The sequence below is a fragment of the Janthinobacterium sp. HH106 genome, assembly GCF_001758725.1.
Classification (GTDB): domain Bacteria; phylum Pseudomonadota; class Gammaproteobacteria; order Burkholderiales; family Burkholderiaceae_D; genus Janthinobacterium.
Genome location: NZ_LRIC01000019.1, coordinates 67,449 through 89,550, shown reverse-complemented (window position 1 = coordinate 89,550; position 22,102 = coordinate 67,449). Strand labels below are relative to the sequence as shown.

The window sequence follows — 22,102 nt, the reverse complement described above, 5'->3', positions numbered from 1 at the left end:
TTTTAGTGAAAAGCAAGGGCCGGGATCAAGCCGGCATTGGATGTGGCGATGCCTCTCCGGCTACGGAGTGGGAGGCATACACGAATGGGGTAAGGCGGGAAGGCCCGCGGCCGACAAAACGTCCAGGGCTAGGCGCCTTGCCGAAGACAGTACGACAGTACGGCTAGGCAAGGCAACAACGCCCTGGACGTTTTGTCAGACCCAGCCGGCATCGACGATGAATTCCTGGGAGGAGCACATCGCGCCGTCGTCCGACGCAAGGAACAGCACCATGGCGGCGATGTCCTGCGGCATCAGTTTATTGGGCAAGCACTGGCTTTTCTTGATTTCCACTTCCGCCGCGTCGTCGACCCACAGCTCGATCTGGCGCTGCGTCATGACCCAGCCGGGCGTGACCGTGTTGACGCGGATATTGTGAGCGCCGTAATCGCGCGCCAGGCCCCGCGTGAGGCCCACGACGGCCGCCTTGGTGGTGGCGTACACAGGATAGCCGCCCGACTTCATGTGCCAGGAAATCGAGCTGACGTTAATGATGGAACCGCCGCCCTTGCGCTTCATGCCTTCGAAGACGGCCTGGCAGGTGAAGAACATGGGACGTTGATTGATCGCAATGCTTTCGTTCCAGTATTCCAGGGTGACGTCCTGCGCCTGGTGGCGCTGGTCGTTGGCGGCATTGTTGACGAGAATATCGAAGTCGCCCAGCTTCTGCGCCAGTTCCGCCATGACGGCTTGCAAGGACGGAATATCCGTGATGTCGCAATAGCGGAACAGGGGCGCCGTCATGCCCGCTTCAGCCAGGCGGCGGCACAGGGCCTCGCTCGCTTCCACGGCGATGTCGACAAACGCCACCAGCGCACCCTGGGCGGCAAACTCCGCCACCAGGGATTCGCCGATGCCGCTGCCGCCGCCCGTGATGAACACGCGCTTGCCCTGCAAGCTGCCATATTTCGCCAATTGCTTCATCTTGTCTCCACCTGTTTATTTTTATGTACACGTGCACCACAGCGTACCGCATTCGATATGCGGCTCGCCGTGTTGTTATTCCTTGCCCAACACGCCGTCCTTGCGGCGCCAGATACTGAGCGGATTATCATCGCGCAGCGACTCCGGCAGCAAGTCCTGCGGCAGGTTCTGGTAGGACACGGGGCGCAGGAAGCGGTTGATGGCCGCCGTGCCTACCGAGGTGCTGCGCCCGTCCGAGGTGGCCGGGAACGGGCCGCCGTGCACCATGGCCGTCGACACTTCCACGCCCGTCGGGAAACCGTTGGCCAGGATGCGGCCCACGCGGCGCTCCAGCACGGGCAGCAAACGGCGCGCGTCTTCCAGATCGCCCGCATCCATCTGCAGGGTGGCCGTCAGCTGGCCTTCCAGGCTTTCCGTGATCGCCAGCAATTGCTCGATGTCGCGGCACGCCACCAGCAAGGAAGCCGGGCCGAACACTTCATCGCGCAAATCGTGCCTGGCCAGGAAGGCCTCGCCCGAGGTGACGAACAGGGCGGCGGCGCCCTTGCCTTCCTCGCCCGTGTTTTGCACCAGCGGCGTCACATCGGCGTGCTGCGCCAGCGCGGCGACGCCCTTGGCATAGCTGCTGGCGATACCGGCCGTCAACATGGTGGCGGCCGGGGCCGGCGCCAGCGCTTCGGCGGCAGCGGCGGCAAACGCCGTGAAGTCAGGGCCTTCCAGGCCCAGCACGAGGCCGGGATTGGTGCAGAACTGGCCCACGCCCATCGTCAGCGAGGCGGCAAAACCGCTGGCGATCGCCGCGCCACGGGCAGCCAAGGCTTGCGGCAGCACGAACACGGGGTTGATGCTGCTCATTTCCGCATACACGGGGATCGGCTGCGGACGTTCGGCCGCCACCTTCATCAGGGCGATACCGCCCGAACGCGAACCCGTAAAGCCCACGGCCTGGATGGCCGGATGGGCGACCAGCGCCTGGCCGATACCGTTGCCCGTGCCCGTCAGCAGGGCGAACACGCCTGCCGGCAGCTTGCAGAGTTCAATCGCCTTGACGATGGCGCGCGCCACCAGCTCGGACGTGCCCGGATGGGCCGAATGGGCTTTCAGGACGACGGGGCAGCCGGCAGCCAAGGCCGAGGCCGTATCGCCGCCGGCCACGGAAAAGGCCAGCGGGAAGTTACTGGCCGCAAACACGGCGACGGGGCCCAGGCCGATCATGCGCAAGCGCAAGTCAGGACGCGGCGGCACGCGGTCGGGCAAGGCCGAATCGATGCGTGCATCGGTCCACGAGCCTTCGCGCAGCAAGCCCGCAAACAGTTTTAATTGACCGACGGTGCGGCCGCGTTCGCCTTCCAGGCGCGCGCGAGGCAAGCCGCTTTCCGTCATGGCGCGCACGATCAAGTCATCGCCCAGTTCCAGGATTTGCGCAGCGATGGTGTCGAGGAAGTCGGCACGCTGCGCATCGCTGGTGGCGCGAAACGGGTCGAACGCGGCTTGCGCCAGACGGCAGGCTTCGTCGATTTGCGCTACGTCAACCATGTGGAAGGCGGGCGCGATGTGCGCGCGCGCGGCCGGGTCCCACGCTTCGAAGGAGCCGCCATTGCCCTTGACGGCGACGCCGCCGATCAATGCATCACCGGTGATATTGAAACTCATAATGTGCTCACTTTCGCAAATTCGGTTGGAAAGACGTCGAGGCGGTTGCGCAAGGCAGGGCCAAAGGCCGGCGCTTCGATTTCAAAGGTTTCGCCCGGCGCCACGCTCACGCCATCGGCAAAGCTCAGGGTGGCCGTGCCGAAGAAGTGCACGTGCACGTCGCCAGGGCGCTTGAACAGCGGATACTTGAAGTGATGGTGCTCGAGGTTGGCGATCGTGTGCGACATATTGTCTTCGCCGCTGACGAACGCTTTTTCCCAGCGCACATTGCCGGCCGTATCGAGCACGCGCGAGGTGCCGGCGATATGCGCGGGCAATTCGCCCACCAGCAGGGCCGGGCCCACGCTGCAGACGCGCAGCTTCGAGTGGGCCAGGTACAGATAGTTCTGGCGTTCCGTCACGTGGTCCGAGAACTCATTGCCGATGGCGTAGCCGACGCGGTAAGGCTGGCCGTCGTCGCCGATCACGTACAGGCCGGCGATTTCAGGCTCTTCGCCGCCATCGAGGGCAAAGTCCGGCATGCGCAGGGGCTGGCCGCCAGCGCGCACGATGGAGCCGTCGCCCTTGTAGAACCACTCGGGCTGGGCGCCGGCCGTGCCGTCGGCCGGCTTGCCGCCTTCCACGCCCAGGCGGAACATTTTCATCGAGTCGCTCAAGGATTCGGCGTCGCCGCCGATCTTCTTGTGCATGGCGTCGCGCGCGCCGGCGCTGCCCAAATGGGTCAGGCCCGTGCCCGTCACGTAGCAGTGCGCCTCGTCCGCATGGTCGAGCGGCGCCAGCAGGCGGCCGCTGGCGGCCACGTCCGCATACGCATGCGTGGTGTTGCCGACGCTGGCGTTGACCAGTTCCGCCAGATTGATACGCTTGCGGATGGCGTCTTGCGCCAGCGCATAGGTCGTGTTGTAGCCTTCAATGACGCGGATCTGGTCGTCTTGCAGCAGGCCGACGAGGCGGCCGCCATGTTCATTCGTAAATTGCAGCAACAGCATGGGATTCTCCGCTTAATGTGAGTGGCGCGGCACGGCGGAACCGCGATTGCCGACCAGGAAGTCGAAATCGCAGCCTTCATCGGCCTGCAACACGTGTTCGATGTACAGCTGCTGGTAGCCGCTCTTCGGTCCGGGCGCGCTGCCCAGCTCGCGGGCCGCCAGGCGCTCGGCGATTTCCGCGTCGCTGATGTCGATGTTCAGGCTGCCGGCGTGGCAATCGAGGGCGATCATGTCGCCGTCGCGCACAATGCCCAGCGGGCCGCCCGCCATGGCTTCCGGCGCCACGTGCAGCACGACGGTGCCGTAGGCCGTGCCGCTCATGCGCGCATCCGAAATGCGCACCATGTCGGTGATGCCTTGCGCCAGCAGTTTCGGCGGCAAGCCCATATTGCCCACTTCCGCCATGCCCGGATAACCTTTCGGGCCGCAATTTTTCATCACCAGCACGGAGTTCGCGTCGACGTCGAGGTCCGGATCGAGGATGCGCGATTTATAGTGCTCGAAATCCTCGAACACGACAGCCTTGCCCCGGTGCTGCATCAAATGCGGCGAGGCGGCCGACGGTTTCAGCACGGCGCCGCGTGGCGCCAGGTTGCCGCGCAGCACGCAGATGCCGCCATCGGCCAGCAACGGGTTGTCCAGGGTGCGCACGACTTCATCGTTGTAGATCGGCGCTTCGACGCAGTTGTCCCAGATCGACTTGCCGTTGACGGTCAAGGCATTCTTGTGCGGCAGCAAATCGCCCTCGCCCAGGCGGCGTATGACGGCCGGCAAGCCGCCCGCGTAGTAAAACTCTTCCATCAGGAAACGGCCCGACGGCAGCAAGTCGACGATGGTCGGCGTGCCGCGGCCCGTTTTCGTCCAGTCTTCCAGTTCCAAAGGCACGCCGATCCGGCCGGCAATCGCCTTCAGGTGGATCACGGCATTGGTCGAGCCGCCGATGGCCGCGTTGACCTTGATGGCGTTTTCAAATGCCTCGCGCGTCAGCACTTTCGACAGGCGCAGGTCTTCGTGCACCATTTCAACGATGCGGATGCCCGACATGTGCGCCAGCACGTAGCGGCGCGAATCGACGGCTGGGATGGCCGCGTTGTGCGGCAAGGACGTGCCCAGCGCTTCGGCCATGCTGGCCATCGTCGAAGCCGTGCCCATGGTGTTGCAGGTACCGGCCGAGCGCGACATGCCCGATTCGGCCGACATGAACTGGTGCAAGGTGATCGATCCCGCCTTCATCTGCTCGTGCAGCTGCCATACGGCCGTGCCGGAACCGATGTCCTTGCCATTGAGTTTGCCGTTCAGCATGGGGCCGCCGCTGACGACGATGGTGGGAATGTCGACGCTGGCCGCGCCCATCAGCAATGCCGGTGTCGTCTTGTCGCAGCCGACCAGCAGCACGACGGCGTCCATCGGATTGCCGCGGATCGATTCTTCCACGTCCATCGAGGCCAGGTTGCGCGTCAGCATGGCTGTCGGGCGCAGATTCGATTCGCCGTTCGAGAAGACGGGGAATTCCACGGGGAAACCGCCCGCTTCCAGGATGCCGCGCTTGACGTGTTCGGCCAGCTGGCGGAAATGCGCGTTGCAGGGCGTCAGTTCGGACCAGGTATTGCAGATGCCGATGATGGGCTTGCCGTGAAATTCGTGGTCAGGTATGCCCTGGTTTTTCATCCAGCTGCGGTACATGAAGCCGTTCTTGTCCTGCGAGCCGAACCACTCGGCCGAGCGCAGGGCTACCTTCTTTTTTGTCTCAGACATGCCATTCTCCTGGTTGTGCCATGCCGGATCTAATGTCGTCGGCCCGGGCAGCGATGTTGGAATACTAAAGAATCCTGCCATGCCTTTCCAATCAATTTTTAATGCGTTCCGATATCGAAAACGATATCGGCATGCCCCAATGAAAACGCCCTGCGGGCGCATGGCGGCAGGGCGTGGAAGGTTTTTGGGGTCTGCGACGATTATTCTGCGGAAAACCGATAGACCGTTTCCGTCTGATACACCTCGCCCGGGCGCAAAATGGTGTTCGGGAAATGCGCCTGGTTCGGTGAATCCGGGAAATGCTGGGTTTCCAGGCACAGCGCGCCGCGGTAAAGGATGGGGCCCTGCTTGCCGTGCTGGCTGCCGTCGAGGAAGTTACCGGAATAAAACTGGATGCCCGGCTCCTGCGTGTACACCTGCATCACCCGCCCCGATTGCGGCTCGCGCACGCTGGCGGCCAGGTTCAGCAACTGCCCCGGCTTTTGATTTAGCACAAAGTTATGGTCAAAGCCGCGGCCGATGCGCAGCTGCTCATGCGGCAAGGCGATGCTGTCGCCGATGACGGTACTCTGGCGCAAGTCGAACGGCGTGCCGGCCACGTCCGCCAGTTCCCCCGTGGGGATAGACCCCGCATCGACGGGCAGGTAGCGGTCCGCGTTAATGGACAGCGCGTGGCCGAGGATAGTGCCCTGCCCCGCCAGATTGAAATAGCTGTGGTTGGTCAAGTTGACGGGCGTGGCCTGGTCCGTGACAGCGTGGTAGCGCAGGCTCAGCGCATTGTCGTTGTCCAGTGCATAGGTCAAGGTGACGTCGAGCTTGCCCGGGTAGCCATCTTCGCCGTCAGGACTGCTGCGCGTGAACGTGATGCCCACGGCATCGTCCTTCGTGAATGGCGCGGCCTGCCACATGACCTGGTGAAAGCCCTGATTGCCGCCATGCAAGTGATTGGGCGGGTTATTCACGGCCAGCTGGTATTCCTTGCCGTCGAGACTGAAACGGCCCGCCGCGATGCGGTTGCCGTAACGGCCGATGACGGCGCCCAGGAAAGCGCTGTTGTGCAAATACGGTTCGAGGCGATCGAATCCGAGCACCACGTCGGCAAACGTGCCGTCGCGGTCAGGCACGTGGATTTCGCTGATGATGGCGCCAAAGTCGAGCACTTTCACCTGCATGCCCTGGCGGTTCGTCAGGGTAAAGGCCGTCACTTGTTGGCCATCGGGCAGGATGCCGAACGGCGCTTGCGTCACTGAAACAGAATCAACTGGGGTCATGGCGTCGGGTCCGGAACGTTACAGGGTCGATGAGCGGCCAAACACGGGCATGCCTTGCGCATCCCAGCGCAGCGGCTTGACAAAGGTGTGGCGATCCGGGTTCCACAACGGGTCGCCGACGATTTCCGTGTACGTGCGGGCATGGTACACCAGCAACACGCCATCGCCATCAGCGGCCGTGGTAAAGCTGTTGTGGCCGGGGCCATAGATGCCGTGCTCGTAGCAGGTGGCAAACACGGGATCAGGCGACTTGGTCCAGGAAAACGGGTCGAGCAAGTCGGCGGACTCGTCAGCCCACAGCAGACCCATCGCATAGTTTTCATCGGTGGCGCTGGCCGAATAGCTGATGAAGATCTTGCCATGGCGTTTCAGCACGGATGGTCCCTCGTTGACCCAGAAGCCGCGGATTTCCCAGTCGAATTCCGGCTTGCTCAGCATGACGGGCGGGCCGGCCAACTGCCACGGCGTGGCCATCGGTGCGATGTACAGGTTCGAGTTGCCCTCGATCGCGACATCCTTCTGCGCCCACAGGTAGTACAGCACGCCGTCGTGCTCGAACGTGGTGGCGTCCAGGCAGAAGGTGTCGATGCCCGTGTCGATCTGGCCCATGAATTCCCACTCGCCTTCCAGGGGGTTGGCGTTGGCATTGCGGATCGCATACATGCGGTGCTGGAACAGTTTATGTTTGATTTCGCGGCTCGGCGCGGCGGCGAAATACACATACCAGGCGCCCTGGTTGAAATGCAGCTCGGGCGCCCACACCAGTTCGCTGTACGGCCCCGTGTCCGGCTTGTGCCACACGTCGACCGTTTGCGCGTCGGCCAGGCCCGCGATGCTGTCGGCGCGGCGCAGTTCGATGCGGTCGTACTGGGGCACGGAGGCCGTAAAGTAATAATAGCCGTCGCTGTGGCGGTAGATATGCGGGTCGGCGCGCTGTTCGATCAGCGGTTTCAAGACGTCTGCCATGTTGCTTGCTCCATTCAATTATTCTTACGCAGCCACGTAGCCGCGCTTGTGCATTTCGGTTTTCACGCCCGTGTAATAGCTGTCGCTGATGCGGTACTTGAACATCAGCAAGCCCATCAACAGGTGGAAGAAGCCGGGGATGATCGACAGCATCAGGGCGATGCCGTTCAGGGCGAATTGCGTTTGCTCATGGTTGGGCTGGTAGTCGAAATACGCGAGCAGCACGCCCACCAGGCCGCCCGCCACCGCCATGCCCGCCTTCTGGCAGACGGAGATGCCGCCAAAGGCGAAGCCCGAGACGCGCTTGCCCGTCTTGACTTGACCGTAATCGATGGTTTCCGCGATGGCCGACCAGAACACGGGCGCGTGCAAGTCCACGACAAAGGAGAGCAGGAAATACAGGGCGAAGGCCAGCACGGTGTCGCTCGGTTTCACAAAGAAATAGATGGCCAGGCTGATCAGTGCGACGCCGATCTGCGTGTAGCGGAACAGCTTTACCTTGCAGTAAAACTTGGTGATCCAGGTCGAGGCGATCATGGCCAGGATGGCGGCCACCACGCCCGTCGTGAGGAAAGCGGCCACGGTTTCCGTCCCGCCACCCAGATAGTATTTCGCGTAATAAATGGCGACGGAACCGCGCACCACGTAGCCGATGGTGCCCGTGACGCACACGCCGCACAGCACCAGCCACTGGTCGTTCTGCAGCAGCACTTTCAATTGGTCGAGCAGCGATTGCTTTTCCACCACGTGCACGACGCGCTCGGTGGTGGAGAAATAGCAGAACAGGAACAGGGCCACGCCCATGACGGCCATCACGGCCATGGCCGCCTGATAGCCGACGGCCGGATTGCCGCCGCCCCAGCGCTGCGACAGGATAGGCACGACGATGGTCACCATGAAGGCGCCGATCTTGGCGAAGAACAGGCGGTAGCCGTTGGCCGACAGGCGGTCCTGCGGGTCGCTGGTCAGGCCGCTGATCAGGGAAATATACGGGATGCCCACGCCGGCCGTCATGATGGTCATCAGGATATACGTCGAGTATGCCCAGATCAGCTTGGCGTCATACTGCCACTCGGGCGTGCTGAAGACGAAGAAGACGCTGACGCCGTACGGCACGGCCAGCCACAGCAGATACGGGCGGTAACGGCCCGAGGCAAAGCTGTAGCGGTCGGTGATCTGGCCCATGACCAGGTCGGCGATGGCGCCGATGACTTTCACGGCCACGAACAGCAGGGCAAGATCCGTGGTTTTCAAGCCATAGATATCGGTATAGAAAAAGGTGATGATCAGCATCATCGACGAGATGACGACATTGAGCGCCATGTCGCCGGCGCCGAAGCCGACCTTTTCAACGGTGGATAATTTTTGCGTCTCCATGCTTTCCGTCCATTCTTTTGATGATGAATCGTGCGTGACTGCCCAACTGACAGGGGCGTTGCCGGCCGAAACCATGGCAACGCCCTTGATTTTTTACTGTGCGATCAACTTACATTTTCCAGCGCAGCGATAACCCTACCGTGCGGTCATAGCGGCGCGTATCGCGCGCATACACGCCCGGCTCGTTCCAGTAATCCTTGAACTTGGTGTCGAGCAAGTTATTGCCATCGAGAGTCACGGTGAACTGCTCGTTGATCTTGTACGACAGCGAACCGTCGAGCTGGGCCGTCGGCGCCACTTTCAAGTCCAGGCCGGGACCGCCCTGGTTGTAGCTGTCGATGAATTTCGAGCGCCAGTTGTAGGCCAGGCGGCCCGACCAGGCATCCTTTTCGTACAGCAGCACCAGGTTGTAGGCATAGCGCGACACGCCCGTGATGGCATGGCTGCCCGTCTCGTCGTCGGTGGTGCCGCTCATGTAGGTGCCGTTCGCCTGCAGGCCCAGGCCGCTCAGGATACCGGGCAAGCCGTCATAAAACTGCTGGTAGCCGATTTCCAGGCCTTGCAGCTTGCCGGCGGCCGTGTTGTACGGGCGGTCCACGTCGTAGGCCTTGCCGCCGATGGTTTCGCTGGCAATGCGTTGCTGGATATAGCCGTCGAACTTGTGGTGGAACACGGTGGCCGTGACGGAACCGGCCGGCGCGAAATACCATTCCAAGGCCGCATCGACATTGTCGCCCGTCACCGGTTTCAAGTTCGGATTGCCGCCCGCCCCCGTCGCCTTCACCGTTTCCGTCGAGTTGACGAGGGCCACGCCCGGGTTCAGCTGTGCAAAGCCGGGACGGCTGATGGTGCGGCCCGCAGCGAAGCGGCCGACCAGGTCGGAGCGCAGCTTGATTTTCAGGGCCACGCTCGGCAGCACGTCGGTGCTGGCCGTGTCGCTGATGACGGGCGTGTAGACGCCATCCTGCGAACTGTTGCCTTGCAGGCTTTGCTCCGTGCGCACGACGCGCACGCCCACGGTGCCATCGACGGGGTAGGCACCCAGCTTGAAGGCGACCTTCGCCTTGGTATAGATCGAATACGTCTTTTCCGTATCCTTGAAGAATGAGCCCGGGTCCATGGCGCGCGCCGCGCTGCTGCCCGTGACGGCCTGGCGGATCGTACCCGTGTTATTGAGCAGGAAGCTGGCGCACGGCGTGTACCATTGCTTCAAGCCATAATCGGGGCCGCCGCCGGACATCGGTTCCGACAGGCAATTGAGACCCGGAATCGAGGTCACGCTCTGGCGGCTGAACGGAAACGCGGCGCCGGACACGTCCGGTGCTTCCGCATTGCCCTCGAAACTCTTGATCGATTCCGCTTCGCGCTTGACGCCGCGCACGCCGACGCTGATTTCCTTGAAAATGCCGCCGGCGCTCGGCGTGTACGCCAGGTCGGCGCGCACATCGTTCGAGCTGCCCTGGTCCTTGCCGTAACGGTCGAAAAAGCCCTTCAGATAGTAGTTCGACGGGTCTTGCAGATCGATGCCCGTGTAATCGACGTGCAGGGTGCCGTTCTGGTTGGTATTGATGGTGGCGTTCGGCACGACGGTGATGGCGTCGAGAATCGGATTGCGCCACGCATAAGTGCTTTTGGTGCTGGCCACTTCCGACGTGAAACGCCATTCCGGGTTGATATCCCACAAGCCGCCCACGGCAAACTGCTGCGTCTTCGTCTGGTTCTTGTTCGCCTGCGTCGACATGATGGTGTTGACGTTGGTCGAGGTCAGGGTTTGCAGCTGGTTGGTGCCAGGAATCTTGGTCGCCGACACGGGCGTGCCCCACCACGGCAAGCCGACAAAGTAATCGGACTCGGCGTCGAGCAGGAAGCGCGTGGCCATGCCTTCGGCATACAGTTCGACGTCGGCGTTCGGACGCCATTGCAACACGGCATTGGCGGTCGTGCGGCGGCGGTCACCCTTGATCGGCAACAAACCCACCTGGTCCGGCCCCGTCAAGCCCGGCGACAGGAAACTTTTATCCACAGGCGCCGTACTGAACGCGCGTTCCTCGTGATAACGATGCTGCTGCTGCGACAGACCCAGCAGCGCACCCACTTCGCCGATGCCCGTCTTCCAGCGGTTCGCCACCATGCCGCTGATGTTCGGGTCCGTGGCTTTCGATTTGTCGCTGTAGACGGCGCGCGTGTTGACGCTGGCCGTGAAATCCTTGAAGTCGAACGGGCGGTTCGTACGCACGTCGATGATGCCGGCCACGCCGCCCTCGACCTGGTCGGCGCCCTGCGACTTGTACACGTCGACGCGCTGCAGCATGGTGGCAGGAATGTCCGCCAGGTTGACGTAGCGGCCCGTGGTGGTGAACAGTTCGCGGCCGTTGAGCAGGGTCGTGACATCGCGCAAGCCGCGGATCATGACCGCGCTCGCCTCGCCCGAATCGCGGCGGATCTGGATGCCGGAAATGCGCGCCAGGGTCTCGGCCACATTGTTATCGGGGAATTTGCCGATGTCGTCGGCGACGATGGAATCGATGACCTGGTCCGAGCGCATCTTGATCTGCTGCGAGTTCTGCGCCGAGCGGCGCACGCCGCTGACGGTCACGACCGCCACTTCCGCGGCAGGCTCGGCACTGGCATCGGCCGCCACCGCCTCCTGCGCCCAGACCGAAGCCGTGCTCAGCAAGCCGATGCCGGCCAATGCCGCGACGGCTGCCTTCAACATGAATGGACGAGGGAAAGTGGCCGCGAGCGGGCCGGTGGCGTTGCGCATCATGAATCTCCAGATATTGTATTGATATTTTTTTATGCTGCTTGCATGTCGTGCGCATGCTCGGCGTTTATCTTAGGGGCTGGGCGATAATCTCTCCAATCAATTTTTCCACTGTTTTGATATCAATTTCGATATCGGCGGTGGAGGGGCTTTGGAGGGTGTGAAGCGACAACGGCAGGGGCGTCAGGGACATTTCAGGCGTGATCATGCCTAAAAAAACGGCAGTACACGCTCCAGGACAACGGAGGCATGTCTTTCAAGCGGGGGAGCGACTCTTGCCCGGTTGCTGAAGCAGGCGCTAGAGCAAGGCGACCGCGGAATACAGCAACTTGCCCAGCTGCGGCAAACCTTGCGCTTCGTAAGTGGCAATCAATTCGGTAGCGGATATGAGAGATTCAATAGATCGCGCAAGGGGGCCGGATACAACACACAGGCATCGAGGACGGCAGTGTAACGGTAGTATCCAGCCATCAGTACCCCAGTTCAAGCTCCTGCGCCTGATCTGCCAAGGCCTGCAAGGCCTGTTGCGAACGCCGTTTGCGCTCATCCTTGTACTGCACCACATCCTCAAAGCGCAGCCGCCTGTGCGTACCCACCTTATGATGGGGAATCTTCCCTGCCTCAAGCAGGCGCACCAGGTAGGGACGTGACATATTCAGGTACATGGCCGCTTCCTGTGTCGTCACGTCATGCTCCTTCGGCATGACCGTCACGGCTTTACCTTGGGCCAAGGTACCTAAGACGTCGGCAAACAGGCGCAACACATTCGGCGGCAAACGCAGCAAGGGTGCATCACCCAAGTCCTGCGCGCCCTCTTCCAGAACCGCAATCTGCACGGCACGAGAATGATCAAGCGCACTCACCAGGCAGCGCTGCGCCGCCTTCGCCAGTTCCAGGTCTTCTTTATTGTCCAGACGATCAAGCACATTCGACATGGCATCCTCCCTACTTTCCATTGAAGCTTACGAAGCAAACGCAATAAACGCAACCAAATTAGTATAACAATTTGTGCAAGGACAAGTACGACACGACGTTTTAACGGCAAGGCGAACAGATACAGGCCGACAGAAAGCCAGTGCCATCAACCGCGACATGGTGGAGAAATGATCTGGAAACGATGAGGAAAATCTTGGTGCGGCTGGCGGGGATCGAACCCACGACCCTTGGCTTCGGAGGCCAATACTCTATCCACTGAGCTACAGCCGCGTAGGGGGAATTTCTGAAGTGATGCGAAGGATACCGTTTTTCTTTACCTACGTCTACGGAAACTGTCGTATCGTCGGCAATTGCATGTCACTGCTCAATTTTTGTGCCTATAATTGTGGGTTTCATAAAGGTTTACATACAAGCATGTAAAAATGCTACCTTACACGGCCATCAGTTTCAAATCTGGACTAAGGACATCATGAGCGACGCACATAACGAACAACAATCAGCGATCAAAACGCCTAAACAATTGCTTGCCGCCGTAGCGGGCTTCTTCCTCGTCACCGTCATCGGCATCATCCTGCTGGTGCAGTTCGTCACGGCGCAAAAACTGACGGGCGCCGGCACGGACAGCCAGTCGCCGGAAGCCATCGATGCCCGCTTGAGCCCGGTGGCCAATGAAGGCTTTACCTTCAAGGATGCCAGCGGCCCGAAAGTGCTGCAAAGCGGCGAAGCCGTCTACACGGCCACCTGCGTGGCCTGCCATGGCGCCGGCGTGGCCGGTGCACCGAAATTTGGCGATGCGGGCAGCTGGTCGGCCCGCCTGGCCCAGGGCTACGATACGGTCCTGAAACACGCGATCGAAGGCTTGCGCGCGATGCCGGCCAAGGGCGGCAATCCCGACCTCGACGATGTGGAAGTGGCGCGCGCCGTGGTCTATATCGCCAACGCGTCGGGCGGCAAGTTCAAGGAACCGGAAGTGCCGGCACCGGCCGCAGCCGCTGACGGCGCCAGCGCACCAGCCGCCGAGCCTGCCAAGTAAGCAGCGCAGCACCCGTATCGAGGAACCGCCCGCAAGGGCGGTTTTTTTTCGCCCGGCGTTGCGTTACATCAGGCCGTAAAAAAGCCGCCCGGCTTGCGCGGGGCGGCTGGCAACTTATGCCTTGAACTAAGTAACCCCCAATAAATTATTGTGATTTCTGACTTCTATAACCGGCGCTCTGCAAGGTGGCCGACGAGGCTTGCTCGCCGCTAGCAGTACTCGCACTGCGTCGCAGTGAGCGCCTTGCATAGCATCCGGTTCTATTCGTCATAATTCACACTAATTTCCCGAGGATTACTTAGCGTCTTACCACATGATGACGCGGTCTTTCGGCGGCAGATACATCTTGTCGCCCGGTTTCACGTCGAAGGCTTGATAGAAACCTGGCTGGTTGCGCATGGTGCCGTTGGCGCGGAACTGGCCTGGCGAATGCGGGTCCGTTTTCAACAAGACCAGTTGCTGCGCTTCACGCATCTTCATGCGCCATACCTGGGCAAAGCCCGCGTAGAAGCGCTGTTCGCCCGTGAAACCGTCGATGACGGGGGCTTGCTTGCCGTTCAGCGACAATTTGTACGCTTTGTAGGCAATTGCCACGCCGGAATTGTCGGCGATGTTCTCGCCCAGGGTCAGCTCGCCGTTGACGAAGTGGCCTTTCACCGGACTGAAGCTGTTGTACTGCGCCACCAGCTGCTTGGTCTTCTTGGCGAAGTTTTTATGGTCGGCCTTGGTCCACCAGTCGCGCAGATTGCCGTCGCCGTCGTACTGGGCGCCCTGGTCGTCGAAGCCGTGGCTGATTTCATGGCCGATCACGCCGCCGATGGCGCCGTAGTTGACGGCGTCGTCCGCCTTGGCGTCGAAGAACGGCGCTTGCAGGATGGCAGCCGGGAAGACGATTTCGTTCAGTTCCGGGTTGTAATAGGCGTTCACGGTCTGCGGCGTCATGCCCCACTCGTCGCGGTCGATAGGCTGACCCAGCTTGTTCAATTCGCGGTTGTAATTGAGCAGGTGCGAACGCTGGATGTTGCCGATCAAATCATCGGGCGCCACCGTCAGGCCCGAGTAATCGCGCCATTTGTTCGGGTAGCCGATCTTGGTGGTGAACTTGGCCAGCTTGATTTGCGCCTGTTTCTTGGTGACAGGGCTCATCCAGTCGAGCTTGTCGATGCTTTGCTTGTAGGCCGTCATCAGGTTTTTCACCAGCGCTTCCATGCGCACCTTGCGCTCGGCCGGGAAATACTGCTCGACGTACAGCTGGCCCACGGCTTCGCCCAGCGCGCCTTCGACGGCGCCCACGCCGCGTTTCCAGCGCGGGCGCATTTCCGTCACGCCCGTCAGGGTGGTGCCATAGAACGCGAAGTTTTCATCGACATACGCTTTCGGCAGGTAACCGGCGTTAGCGTGCAGCAAGTGCCACTGGAAATAGGCTTTCCACGTTTCCAGCGGCGTCTTGTTGGCGATCTCGGCAAAACCTTTCAGGTAGCTGGGCTGGCTGACGATCACATAATTGACCTTGCCGGCGATGCCCGTGTCCTTCAGGTAGCGAGCCCAGTCGTAGCCTGGCGCCACGGCGGCCAGTTTCGCCAGCTCCACCTTGTTGTAGGTCTTGACGGGATCACGGTTCTGCACATTGCTCCATTGCGCCTTGGCCAGCTCCGTTTCCAGCGCGAGGATGGCTTTCGCATTCGCGGCAGCGTTCGCGTCGCCGGCCAAACTGAGCATTTTTTCCACGTGGGCCAGGTATTTGGCGCGCGTATCGGCCTTGCCCTCTTCCAGGTAGTAATCGCGGTCAGGCAGGCCCAGGCCGCTTTGCACGATGTCCGCCACGTATTTGGTGGAATCCTTGGCGTCCTGGTGGATGCCGAAGTCGTACGGCGAGGTCACGCCCAGCTTGCTGAAGTGGGCGATCACGGCAGGCAACTCCGCCTTGTCCTGCAGCGCGGCGATCTTCGCCAGTTCCGCGTTCAAGGGCGTCAGGCCCAGGCTTTCCAGCTTGGCTTCATCCATGAAGCTGTTATAGAAATCACCGATTTTCTGCGCATTCGAACCGGCCGCGCGGGCCTTGTCGGCGGCAGCGCCTTCGACGATGCCGCGCAGCTGCGTTTGCGTATCGTCGGCCAGCTTGGCAAAGCTGCCCCAGCTCGACTTGTCAGCAGGAATCACGGTTTCCGCCAGCCATTTGCCGTTCAGGTACTGGAACAAATCGTCCTGCGCGCGCACGGCAGGGTCGACGTATTCGATGGCGATGCCGGAGGTCAGCGCGGCCGATGCGGCGGCCGTGGCGGGAGCGGCGGCGGCTTTCTTGGCAGAATCAGCGGCGCCAGCCATGCCGGACACGCCAGCCAGCAAACTCAAGGTCAATGCACTTAACAAATAACGATTCACGGTTGTCCTCTATATTGTATTGTGTGAAATATAAGGGTCAGAAGGCCCTAGGCTTCTGGCCCGGTTTTTGACTGTAGCATACCGGCCGAAATGACAGAAAGAACTTTGACAGAAATACAAAAGAGACCACGCGCGGTGGTCTCTTTTGTTGTGACAAGATAACGTTTACATGACGTAGGTCGGCTTAACCCGGCGGGCGTAAGCCGACAACATGGTGAGCGCCATCGGTATGTCGGATGACACTTACCAGATGATCACGCGGTTTTCCGGGGCGACATACATTTTGTCGCCCGGTTTCACGCCAAACGCTTCATAGAAGCCAGGCTGGTTGACCATGGTGCCGTTCGCGCGGTACTGGCCTGGCGAATGGGGGTCGGTCTTGATCTGCACGATCTGCTGCGCTTCGCGCATCTTGCTGCGCCACACCTGGCCAAAGCCCATGTAGAAGCGCTGGTCGCCCGTCAGGCCGTCCAGCACAGGCGCCGGCTTGCCGCCCAGCGAGATCTTGTACGCTTTATAGGCGATCGCCACGCCCGAGTTGTCGGCGATGTTTTCGCCCAGGGTCAGCGCGCCGTTGACGTGATAGCCCGGCAATGGGCTGTAACCATCGTACTGCTTGGTCAGCGCGTCGGCCTTGGCGGCGAAGTTCTTGCGGTCGGCCGGGGTCCACCAGTCGCGCAGGTTGCCGTCGCCATCAGACTGGCTGCCCTTGTCGTCGAAACCGTGGCTGATTTCATGACCGATGACGGCGCCGATGGCGCCATAGTTGACGGCATCGTCCGCGTTGGCGTCAAAAAACGGCGGCTGCAGGATGGAGGCGGGGAAGACGATTTCATTCATCGTCGAGCTGTAATAGGCGTTCACCGTTTGCGGCGTCATGCCCCACTCTTCGCGGTCGATCGGTTTGCCGAGCTTGGCCACCTGGCGCGCGGAACCGAAGTTGGCGGCGCGCATCATGTTGCCCACCAGGTCGCCCTGGACGATTTGCAGCTTCGTGTAATCGCGCCATTTGTTGGGATAGGCGATCTTCGGCGTGAACTTGGCCAGCTTGGCTTGCGCTTCTTTCTTGGTCTCCGGGCTCATCCAGTCCAGGGTGTCGATGCTGTCCTTGTAGGCGGCCAGCACGTTTTTCACCAGTTCCTGCATGTGCGCCTTGCGCTCGGCCGGGAAATATTGCGCCACATACAGCTTACCGACGGCTTCACCCAGCACGCCTTCGACGGCGCCCACGCCACGCTTCCAGCGCGGCTGGTTTTCCGTCACGCCGCTCAGTACCGTGCCGTAGAAGGCAAAGCTCTCGTCGACGAAGTTTTTCGACAGGTAGCTGGCATAGCTGCGCAGCAACTGCCATTCGAAATACGCTTTCAGGGTGTCCAGGTCGGTGGCGGCCAGCACCTTGTCGTAGCCGGCCAGGTAGCTCGGCTGGTTGACGATGACGTAATCGACCTTGTTGGCGATGCCCAGGGCGGCCAGGCCCGACTTCAGGTCGTAGCCCGGGGTCAGGTCGTTCAGTTTATTGATGTCGGTCTTGTTGTAGCGTTTGACGGGGTCGCGGTTCTCGACCTTGGTCCATTGCACTTCGGCCAGAGCCGTTTCCAGGGCAACGACGGCCTTGGCGCGGGCGGCGGCGTTCTTGTCGCCCGCCATGGCCAGCATTTTTTCCACGTGCGCCTGGTATTTTTCCTTCACGCCCGCCTGCTTGGCTTCCAGGTAATAGTCGCGGTCGGGCATGCCCAGGCCGCTTTGGCTCACGTAAGCCGCATATTTGGTCGAGGCACGCGCATCCTGGCCCACGTAGACGGCGTACGGGGTCGACACGCCCGTCTGGCTCAGGTGGGCGATCAGGGCGGGCACGCCCTTCTTGTCGCGCAGCGAGCGGATGCGGTTCAGTTCGCCGGCCAGCGGCTTCGTGCCCAGCGCTTCGAGCTTGGCTTCATCCATGTAGCTGGCGTACAGGTCGGCAATCTTCTGCGCTTCGGAACCGGCCTTCTTGTTCTTGTCCTGTTGCGTGGACTCGATGATGCCGCGCAACTGCGGCGTCGTGTCGTCGCGCAGCTTGGCGAACGAACCCCAGCTCGATTTGTCGGCAGGAATCTCGGTCGTGGCCAGCCACTTGCCGTTCAAATGGGTGAAGAAGTCATCCTGCACGCGCACGGCGGGGTCGATGTATTGCACATCGATGCCGGAAACGACGCCGGCGGCGGCAGGCGCGGCGCTCGGAGCTACGGTCGGCGCGGCCACGGCGGATACGGGTTCGGCGGCATGGGCAAACGCAGCCAACAGGGTCAGGGTCAGACTGCTTAAGAGATAGCGATTCACGAATTGTCCTTATGGGGCATGTCAAAAAGACCGGGCAGATAGCTGCGGGCGGATAGCCCGTCGCGCCGGGCGCTACGGGAATGTAGCACGCGGCCATGCCATTTGACCATCCTTGCCCCGGGAACTGCCCGGGAATCGCCGCTCAGTTCGGCCAGGCTCAAGGTATATTCACACGTTTATCCATACAGATACAGCAAGTCGTCGATCAGCGCCCGCTCCTGTTGCGTGAACTGCGTGTCGTTGAACTGTCCGATATCTTCGAGCACACCCCGAATCGGCACTTGCCGTGACGGATCCTGAACGATGTCGATCAGCAGGCCGGCATCGGGATCCCGCCCCCGCAGATACTTTTCAATCAGCGCTGTGAGCGCGGCACGTGCCTGCAAATCAGTTAACATTTTTTATCCGCTGCCAAGGAGGAAGCGCTAGTCTAAATGAGCTTGAACCCGCCGACAAAAAAAAGCCTGCGTCCGCGGACGCAGGCAAAACCACTTCGGGTCGAGAATGCGAGTCCACTATAGGGCCGCCGCACACGCTTTTTTTCGACTCTTACAAATGCTTACTCCCCTCAAGACCCCCCTATACATCGCATACAAAACCGCAACATATGGCAAGCTGACAGCCCCGTTTTCGCGCGTAGACTGGGCCAAGGCATGCTTTTTCCGCGGCCGGCCCACGCCGGCAGAGATTCAGGTCTATACTTTCAACAAAGCGCCGCTCCACGGGGACTGACGCTTGTGCAAGACACGCTAGCTGCAAAGGTGCAATGATGGGCAAACTCAAAAATACCGGCTTGATCGGCCTGGGCGTGGTGGCCGGCGTCGCCGTGTCGCTGCAATTTTCCGCCATGGCGCAAAAAACCGTCGAGCCGCCCCTGCCGCTGGAAGAGCTGCGCCAGCTGGCCGACGTGTTTGGCCTGATCAAGTCCGATTACGTCGAGCCGGTGGAAGACAAGAAACTGCTGGAAGACGCCATTGCCGGCATGGTCGCCTCGCTCGACCCCCATTCCGCCTACCTGGACAAGAAAGCCTACGCCGAGCTGCGCGAAGGCTCCGAAGGCAAGTTCGTCGGCCTGGGCATCGAAATCGGCCTGAGCGAAGACGGCTACATCAGGATCGTCTCGCCCATCGAGGATTCGCCCGCCTACCGCGCCGGTATCAAGGCCGGCGATTTGATCACCCGCCTCGATGGCCAGCCCGTGAAAGGCGTCAGCCTGGACGACAACGTCAAGCGCATGCGCGGCGAACCGGGCACCAAGGTGTCGCTGACCATTGCTCGCAAGGATGAACCGCAGCCGCTGGCGTTCACCATCACGCGCGAGGAAATCCATCAAAAGAGCGTGAAGGCGAAGATGGTCGAACCCGGCTACGCCTGGCTGCGCGTATCGCAATTCCAGGAACCGACCGTCGACGACATGGCCGCGCAGATCACAGCGCTATACCAGCAAGACCCGAACATCAAGGGCATGGTGCTGGACCTGCGCAACGATCCGGGCGGCGTGCTGCAGGGCGCCATCGGCGTCTCGGCCGCCTTCCTGCCGAAGGACGCGGCCATCGTCTCGACCAACGGCCAGTTGCCGGACTCGAAACAGGTGTTCTACGGCCGCGCCGAATACTATACCTTCCGCTCGGAAGGCGACGCGCTGGCGAAATTGCCGGCCGCCATCAAGAAAGTACCGCTGGTGGTGCTCGTCAACACGGGGTCGGCCTCGGCCTCGGAAATCGTCGCCGGCGCCCTGCAGGATTACAAGCGCGCCACCATCATCGGCACGCAAACCTTCGGCAAGGGTTCCGTGCAAACCATCCGCCAGCTGACGGCCGACACGGCCGTCAAGCTGACGACTGCCCGCTACTACACGCCGAACGGCCGCTCGATCCAGGCCAAGGGCATCGTGCCCGACCTGCTGGTCGATGAGAATGCGGACGGCGACGGCTTGAACGGCTTGCGCATCCGCGAAGCGGACCTGACCAAGCACCTGAGCAACGACCGCGACCAAGAAAGTGCCAAGGCGGCGCCCGTCAACGACGAGATGGAAGAGCAATTGCGCATCATCGCCCTGGAAAAGACCCGCAAGCCGCTGGAATTTGGCAGCCAGGACGATTTTCAATTGCACCAGGCGCTGAACCACCTGAAGGGCTTGCCCGTGCAGCTGGCCAAGGCCGAACCGGTGGTGGTGCAGGCCGACGTCAAGAAAGAACAGAAAAAGTAGGCAGTTTGGGGTCAGACCCGCCGGGTCTGACCCCATCACACGCAATACCCCCAGCACCCGTCCACGCGACAAAAATCAATCTTCCGCCACCCATCCTCCTGCCTCGCAACACGAAACTCTCTACAGTCGAGCCCGTTTGTGTAAAATTTGCTTCACTTATCGGCGCCGCGCCGATTGCCAAATTTGAAAGTTTAACCATGAAACAAGTCGTCATCAGCGGTACCGGACTGTACACGCCGCCCTTTTCGATCTCCAACGAAGAGCTGGTCACCTGCTTCAATGCCTATGCGGAAAAGTTCAATGCCGACAACGCCGGCGCGATCGCCGCGGGCGAGGTGACGGCGCTGGAGCTGTCGAGCGTGGCCTTCATCGAAAAGGCGTCCGGCATCAAGTCGCGCTTCGTGATGGAAAAGGAAGGCATCCTCGACCCGGCGCGCATGGTGTCGCGCATTGCGGAACGGGGCGATGACGAACTGTCCTTGCAGGCGGAAATGGCCGTCGCCGCCGCCAAAGACGCCCTGGCGCGCGCCGGCCGTACGCCGGCCGACATCGACATGGTGCTGGTAGCGTGCAGCAATATGCAGCGCGCCTACCCCGCCATGGCCGTGGAAGTGCAGGATGCGCTCGGCATCGATGGCTATGGTTTTGACATGAACGTGGCGTGCTCGTCCGCCACCTTCGGCATCCAGCAAGCCGTGGCCGCCGTGCAAAGCGGCCAGGCGCGCGCCGTGCTGGTCTTGAATCCGGAAATCACCAGCGGCCACCTGAACTGGCGCGACCGCGACAGCCATTTCATTTTCGGCGACGCCTGCACCGCCATCATCGTCGAAGCGAAAGACACGGCCGTCTCGCAGCACCAGTTCGAGATCATCGGCACGGAACTGAAAACGCGCTTCTCTAACGCCATCCGCAACAATTTCGGCTTCCTCAACCGTTTTGACGAGTCCGGCGTGGGCAAGGCCGACAAATTGTTCCGCCAGCAAGGGCGCAAGGTCTTCAAGGAAGTGTGCCCGATGGCGGCCGAGATGATCAAGGCGACCCTGGCCAAGGCCGGCGTGGAAGTGGCGCAAGTCTCCCGCTACTGGCTGCACCAGGCCAACCTGAACATGAACCTGCTGATCGCGCGCCTGATCCTGGGCCGCGACGCGCAAGAGAACGAAGCGCCCGTGATCCTCGACACCTACGCCAACACCTCGTCGGCCGGTTCCATCATCGCCTTCCATAAATATCAGGATGACATGGCGGCAGGCAGCACCGGCGTCATCTGCTCGTTCGGCGCCGGCTATTCCATCGGCTGCGTGGTCGTGCGCAAGCTCTGAGCGCATGGGTGTAACATCGCCTGATTGCTGAATTAGGCGATGTTCGTGACGGATAGGCATGCGTTCGTGGCCACCTGGACGAAGATATAGCACAGGTTTTTTGCGATAAAGCCGCAGGAACATTCCGGCAAGGGCTTTGATGCGTTTATACTTGGCCGCTGAGCAA

At 61.3% G+C, this 22,102-nt stretch carries 15 protein-coding genes and 1 tRNA gene; 3 read left to right on the top strand and 13 right to left on the bottom strand.

Annotation, left to right across the window (positions count from 1 at the left end):
* Window positions 1-195: 195 nt before the first annotated feature.
* The 10 genes from JAB8_RS10270 to JAB8_RS10225 form a co-directional block, all read right to left on the bottom strand.
* Window positions 196-963, bottom strand: coding sequence for an SDR family oxidoreductase (locus tag JAB8_RS10270; RefSeq protein WP_070289430.1), 768 nt, complete (start codon window positions 961-963; stop codon window positions 196-198).
* 75 nt (window positions 964-1,038) lie between these two features.
* Window positions 1,039-2,616, bottom strand: coding sequence for an aldehyde dehydrogenase (NADP(+)) (locus JAB8_RS10265; RefSeq protein WP_070289429.1), 1,578 nt, complete (start codon window positions 2,614-2,616; stop codon window positions 1,039-1,041).
* Window positions 2,613-3,605, bottom strand: coding sequence for an AraD1 family protein (araD1, locus tag JAB8_RS10260; protein WP_070289428.1), 993 nt, complete (start codon window positions 3,603-3,605; stop codon window positions 2,613-2,615). Before araD1 ends, JAB8_RS10265 begins: the two co-directional genes overlap by 4 nt.
* A gap of 12 nt (window positions 3,606-3,617) precedes the next feature.
* Window positions 3,618-5,360 carry an IlvD/Edd family dehydratase gene (locus JAB8_RS10255; protein ID WP_070289427.1) on the bottom strand — a complete coding sequence of 581 codons (1,743 nt, stop codon included), beginning with the start codon at window positions 5,358-5,360 and terminating at the stop codon, window positions 3,618-3,620.
* A 200-nt stretch (window positions 5,361-5,560) separates the two neighbouring features.
* Entirely contained in the window at window positions 5,561-6,631 is a 1,071-nt protein-coding gene (locus JAB8_RS10250; RefSeq protein WP_070289426.1) for an aldose epimerase family protein, read from the bottom strand.
* 18 nt (window positions 6,632-6,649) lie between these two features.
* Window positions 6,650-7,597, bottom strand: a complete 948-nt coding sequence (locus JAB8_RS10245) for a glycoside hydrolase family 43 protein (protein ID WP_070289425.1) — start codon at window positions 7,595-7,597, stop codon at window positions 6,650-6,652.
* Between the two features lie 24 nt (window positions 7,598-7,621).
* On the bottom strand, window positions 7,622-8,974 hold the full coding sequence (locus tag JAB8_RS10240; protein WP_070289424.1) for an MFS transporter: 1,353 nt from the start codon (window positions 8,972-8,974) through the stop codon (window positions 7,622-7,624).
* Between the two features lie 109 nt (window positions 8,975-9,083).
* On the bottom strand, window positions 9,084-11,741 hold the full coding sequence (locus JAB8_RS10235) for a TonB-dependent receptor (RefSeq protein ID WP_070289423.1): 2,658 nt from the start codon (window positions 11,739-11,741) through the stop codon (window positions 9,084-9,086).
* 467 nt (window positions 11,742-12,208) lie between these two features.
* Entirely contained in the window at window positions 12,209-12,673 is a 465-nt protein-coding gene (locus tag JAB8_RS10230) for a helix-turn-helix domain-containing protein (protein WP_083287649.1), read from the bottom strand.
* A gap of 195 nt (window positions 12,674-12,868) precedes the next feature.
* Window positions 12,869-12,944, bottom strand: a tRNA-Arg gene (locus JAB8_RS10225).
* A 199-nt stretch (window positions 12,945-13,143) separates the two neighbouring features.
* Between JAB8_RS10225 and JAB8_RS10220 the strand changes: the two genes are divergently transcribed.
* Window positions 13,144-13,707, top strand: coding sequence for a c-type cytochrome (locus tag JAB8_RS10220; RefSeq protein ID WP_070219012.1), 564 nt, complete (start codon window positions 13,144-13,146; stop codon window positions 13,705-13,707).
* Window positions 13,708-14,013: 306 nt separating this feature from the next.
* Here JAB8_RS10220 and JAB8_RS10215 read toward each other — a convergent pair whose 3' ends face one another.
* From JAB8_RS10215 to JAB8_RS10205, 3 genes are all read right to left on the bottom strand, one after another.
* Complete coding sequence (locus tag JAB8_RS10215) at window positions 14,014-16,089, bottom strand: M13-type metalloendopeptidase (protein WP_070289421.1); 2,076 nt, start codon at window positions 16,087-16,089, stop codon at window positions 14,014-14,016.
* A 243-nt stretch (window positions 16,090-16,332) separates the two neighbouring features.
* Complete coding sequence (locus tag JAB8_RS10210; RefSeq protein ID WP_070289420.1) at window positions 16,333-18,408, bottom strand: M13-type metalloendopeptidase; 2,076 nt, start codon at window positions 18,406-18,408, stop codon at window positions 16,333-16,335.
* A 176-nt stretch (window positions 18,409-18,584) separates the two neighbouring features.
* Window positions 18,585-18,806, bottom strand: a complete 222-nt coding sequence (locus JAB8_RS10205) for a hypothetical protein (RefSeq protein ID WP_070289419.1) — start codon at window positions 18,804-18,806, stop codon at window positions 18,585-18,587.
* A gap of 368 nt (window positions 18,807-19,174) precedes the next feature.
* Here JAB8_RS10205 and JAB8_RS10195 point away from each other — a divergent pair, with 368 nt between their 5' ends.
* On the top strand, window positions 19,175-20,617 hold the full coding sequence (locus tag JAB8_RS10195; protein ID WP_070289417.1) for a S41 family peptidase: 1,443 nt from the start codon (window positions 19,175-19,177) through the stop codon (window positions 20,615-20,617).
* A gap of 197 nt (window positions 20,618-20,814) precedes the next feature.
* On the top strand, window positions 20,815-21,936 hold the full coding sequence (locus tag JAB8_RS10190) for a beta-ketoacyl-ACP synthase III (protein WP_070289416.1): 1,122 nt from the start codon (window positions 20,815-20,817) through the stop codon (window positions 21,934-21,936).
* The last annotated feature ends 166 nt before the right edge of the window (window positions 21,937-22,102 follow it).